The sequence below is a fragment of the Muribaculum sp. genome, assembly GCF_029051885.1.
Classification (GTDB): Bacteria; Bacteroidota; Bacteroidia; order Bacteroidales; family Muribaculaceae; genus Muribaculum.
Map to the genome: position 1 here is coordinate 1 of NZ_JAIDKI010000176.1, position 4,316 is coordinate 4,316.

Annotated in this window: 3 protein-coding genes; 1 reads left to right on the forward strand and 2 read right to left on the reverse strand. The window is 51.6% G+C overall.

Annotated features, from left to right (window positions below):
• Nucleotides 1–92 precede the first annotated feature (92 nt).
• A complete protein-coding gene (locus K2I50_RS07615; RefSeq protein WP_301025748.1) occupies nucleotides 93–860 on the reverse strand; it encodes a glycosyltransferase family 2 protein in 768 nt (255 codons plus the stop codon).
• Between the two features lie 223 nt (nucleotides 861–1,083).
• Between K2I50_RS07615 and K2I50_RS07620 the strand changes: the two genes are divergently transcribed.
• Complete coding sequence (locus tag K2I50_RS07620) at nucleotides 1,084–3,063, forward strand: protein-disulfide reductase DsbD family protein (RefSeq protein WP_301025749.1); 1,980 nt, start codon at nucleotides 1,084–1,086, stop codon at nucleotides 3,061–3,063.
• A 98-nt stretch (nucleotides 3,064–3,161) separates the two neighbouring features.
• Here K2I50_RS07620 and K2I50_RS07625 read toward each other — a convergent pair whose 3' ends face one another.
• A complete protein-coding gene (locus K2I50_RS07625) occupies nucleotides 3,162–4,097 on the reverse strand; it encodes an RluA family pseudouridine synthase (protein WP_301025750.1) in 936 nt (311 codons plus the stop codon).
• Nucleotides 4,098–4,316 lie beyond the last annotated feature (219 nt).

Consider the following 4,316-nt stretch of genomic DNA (forward strand, 5'->3'; position numbering starts at 1 on the left):
CCTTCGTCACATGTCGAAAATCGTCTCAAGCTATACGACCCTGGCGGCAACATTTATTATTAAACAAGCTCTTAATATAGCAGGCACCGGCCTCATCCTGTAGCAAGACTCTTTTCAAGCCTGCGACGACGCAAGAAGCGTCCTATAAACCCTATATGGCGCATCATTGTCGGGAAAAAGCCGTAATAATAGCTCATTATCCTGAAGCGTTCGATCAGCGATGCGCGCCTGTTGCTCGTTGTCATACCCTCCGAGAGATAGTCAATCATCACCTCATTGTCAGGGAGGGCGACATTGCTGCGCGAGCGTTGCAGGCAACGTATGCACCATTCATAATCGGATGAAAAACGGTACTTCAGATTATAAGGCTGAGCTATCTTGCGCAACACCACAAACGCCTGATGGCACACGACCATCCCCTCGGCGAAACTCTCGAGAGTCAGTTCTTCAGGAGCGGCAAGATGACGCGGGGCAAGATAGCGGCGCGACGAATCGACCACACTTGTCTGGCCGTATACGATTCCGGGGAAATCATTGTCAGTGATAAGCCTGGCAAGATGCTCGAGAGTGTCAGAGCTATGAAACGCATCTCCGGCATTAAGAAATATGAGATACTGTCCGGTAGCAAGCTCCATGGCCTTGTTCATAGCATCGTAAAGCCCCTTGTCGGGCGACGAGTAGATACGCGCACGCGATATACCGGCGTCGATGGCAAGTTTGAGAGTACGGTCTGTCGACACTCCGTCCATTACGATATACTCATACATGCCACACGTCTGCTCCTTCACGCTTGCCAGAGTGGCAGGGAGCGTATCGGCGGCATTATATGTAACGGTAATGATAGAAAACAACGGAGCCATATTCAAAGTAGACTTTGTCAGTTCTGCAAATGTAAAGAAAAAAGCTAACTTTACAAAAAAAAGCGCTACCTTTGCCAATCTAATAGTTTGTTTAAATAATAAATGTTGCCGATAGGGCCGTATATCTTGAACGGCGACCAATGAGCGTACATGCAAGCACTCAATCGAGCAACATGACGAGAGAACATTTATATCAAACAAGATTTAAATCAAAAACCACGATATGAAGCGTAGCATTACTATTCTTATTGTATTTTTGGTGTTCTGGGCTACAGGGAGCCAGGCACAGATTGTAGATCCGGTACATTGGTCGACCGAGTTGAAAATGACAGGCGACGCACAGGGCGAAGTCGTGATGACCGCCGCTATCGATGCCGGATGGCACATGTATTCACTTGAAGTAGACCCCGATGTAGGTCCGCAGCCTCTTGCTATCGAATGGACTGCACTCGACGGTGTAGAGCTTAAGGGACACCCGAAAGCCGACAAGACACCCCACAAGGAATACGACGAGATGTTCGGAGCCAATCTGAGCTGGTGGACCGAAAGCGTCACCGTGACCCAGGCATTTACCGCCACAAAGAGCAAATTTGCCATCGAGGGACTTATACGGTACTCCGCATGCAACAACGACAACTGCATCCCTCCGGCCAAAGAATCGTTCAGCCTGAGCGGCAACGCTAAAATAGCAGCAGCTATCGCAGAGACTCCGGTCGACACCACAAAGCCCGACACCGTAGCCGCAGCTCCGGTTGTCGCAGCCAAAGCAGAAATTTCCGATGCCGACCTATGGGCACCTGTCGATACCACATCGGCCGAGGATAATACCGATTACTCCACCACATCGCTATGGTACATATTCATAGCATGCTTTGCCGGCGGATTCCTCGCTCTGCTCACCCCATGCGTGTGGCCGATGATACCGATGACCGTAAGTTTCTTCCTGAAGAAAGGGAAGAACCGCGCACGCGCTATTGCCGACGCCATGACCTACGGCCTGTCGATAATCGTGATATATGTGGCTCTCGGCATACTGGTGACTGCAATCTGGGGCCCGGCAAAGCTCAACGACCTGGCTACAAGCGCCATCTGCAACATCATATTCTTCATCCTCCTCATAATATTCGCTATAAGTTTCTTCGGTGCGTTTGACATAAAACTGCCGTCGAAGTGGGCCAATAAGATGGATGCCACAGCCGACAAGACTACCGGCCTGCTGAGCATATTCTTCATGGCCTTCACCCTCACTCTTGTCAGCTTCTCATGCACAGGCCCCATCATCGGCACTCTGCTCGTAGAGGCCGCAAGCACAGGCGACAAATTCGGCCCTGCAATCGGCATGGCCGGCTTTGCCCTCGCTCTGGCCATCCCGTTCTGCCTCTTCGCTCTGTTCCCCTCGTGGCTTCAGAGCGCACCTAAATCGGGTAGCTGGATGAATACTGTAAAGGTCGTGCTCGGATTCCTCGAGCTTGCCCTGTCTCTGAAATTCCTCTCGGTGGCCGACCTCGCCTACGGATGGCACATACTCGACCGCGAGACATTCCTCGCCCTCTGGATAGTAATCTTCGGACTGCTTGGAGCATATCTGCTCGGAGCATTCAACTTTGCCCACTACGGGCCTGCCGACCGCTCTGTCGGTACAGTGCGTTTCTTCCTTGCGGTGGCGTCACTGTCGTTTACCGTATATCTGATTCCGGGCCTGTGGGGAGCGCCTCTCAAGAGCGCAAGCGCATTCGTGCCGCCACTGTACACCCAGGATTTCAATCTCTATGGAGAGAGCTTCACTGAATATTCCGACTACGACGAAGGGATGGCTGTCGCAAAGAAAGAGGGCAAACCGGTGTTGCTTGACTTCTCGGGCTACGGCTGCGTAAACTGCCGCAAGATGGAGGGTGCTGTGCTCGACGAGCCCGATGTAAAGGCCATGATTGAAGACAATTTCGTGGTAATCAAACTGATGGTCGATGAAAAGCGCGAACTTCCCGAGCCTGAATACGTAGAAGAAAACGGCAAGCAGGTGCGCCTCGACACATACGGCGAACGCTGGAGCTACCTTCAGCGCTATAAGTTCCAGGCCAACGCCCAGCCCTACTACGTGATACTCAACGACCGCGGCGAGCTCCTTTCAGGGCCATACGCATACGATGAGAGCATACCACGCTTCACCCGCTTCCTCGAAAAAGGAATCAAGGCGGCGGAATAACACGCCCTCGCGACAGTCCTGACTATCGCACAGTCCCTATACAATGAATCCCGCGTCTTAGCCATGTGCCAGACGCGGGATTCATCGTATGTGAGCATTTACTTGCCGCCTACGAGTTTCCAGAAAGAACCGGGAACGGGAGTGTCGAAATTCATATCGCGACGAGTAGTCGGATGCACAAACCTCAGTGTCTGAGCATGCAGGGCCAGACGATGGATTATCGACGCCTTCGCTCCATAGCGGCGGTCGCCGGCTATAGGATGGCCAAGCTCCTTCATATGCACGCGTATCTGATTCTTGCGTCCTGTCTCAAGCGACACCTCCACCATCGTATGGCCGAGACCGCGCTTTACCACCTTATACCGTGTGACAGCGAGCTTACCCTCCTCGGGATTATTGGTAGAGTACACCTCATGCTTGCTGTTTTCAGCAAGATAGCTGCGTATCTCGCCCTCATCTTTTTCGACATATCCCTCCACCACACACACATACTTGCGGGAAATCACCATATTGTTCCAGTTGTGCTGCATGGCTTCCTTGGCCTTCTCGTTCTTGGCCATCATCATAAGGCCCGATGTGTCACGGTCAAGACGGTGCACGATGAAGAGCTTGTTCTTGGGGTTCTCCCATTTCACCCAGTCGCGCATGATTGTATAGGCCGTGCCGTCCGACACCTTGTCGTTGCCCATCGACAGCAGACCATAGCCCTTTTCGATTACCAGCAGGTCGGCATCCTCGTAGACGAGCTTCACACGACGGTGATGAAACACCTTGAACTCGCGCGTAAGATTGACCTTGACTGTATCGTCAGGGGTGAGAGGAGTATCGTGCTGTGTGACAGGCATGCCGTTCACAGCCACCTGGTTGTATTTAAGCAGTTCCTTTACAGTAGTCCTTTTGCGTCCCGGCATCGACTCGATAAGAAACGGCAGCAAGGTAGTGTCCTGCTGCGGAATATAAGTCTCGATGACATCAGGTCGGAAAGGCGACTTCTGCGCACCCGGACGGTTGGTAACAGGCGATATACGTGCCATATTTTATATCTCTTAGAGAATGTTTGGATTTGACTTATGTTAAGAGCTTGTTTAATAATAAATGTTACCGTCAGGGCGGTCAATCGTCGAGCAGATTTTCGCTTGTGATGAGGGAGTTATGGGGTTCCATAACGACCGAAGAGCAGGCGGAAAGATGCCGGCGATTGACCGACTGGAGGTAATTTGTTTAATATCGTTGATATATTTTTGCATTTATTT

Coding starts and splice junctions, on each gene's coding strand:
- K2I50_RS07615 (WP_301025748.1), bottom strand. CDS start 860: ATGGCTCCGTTGTTTTCTATCATTACCGTTACATATAATGCCGCCGAT.
- K2I50_RS07620 (WP_301025749.1), top strand. CDS start 1,084: ATGAAGCGTAGCATTACTATTCTTATTGTATTTTTGGTGTTCTGGGCT.
- K2I50_RS07625 (WP_301025750.1), bottom strand. CDS start 4,097: ATGGCACGTATATCGCCTGTTACCAACCGTCCGGGTGCGCAGAAGTCG.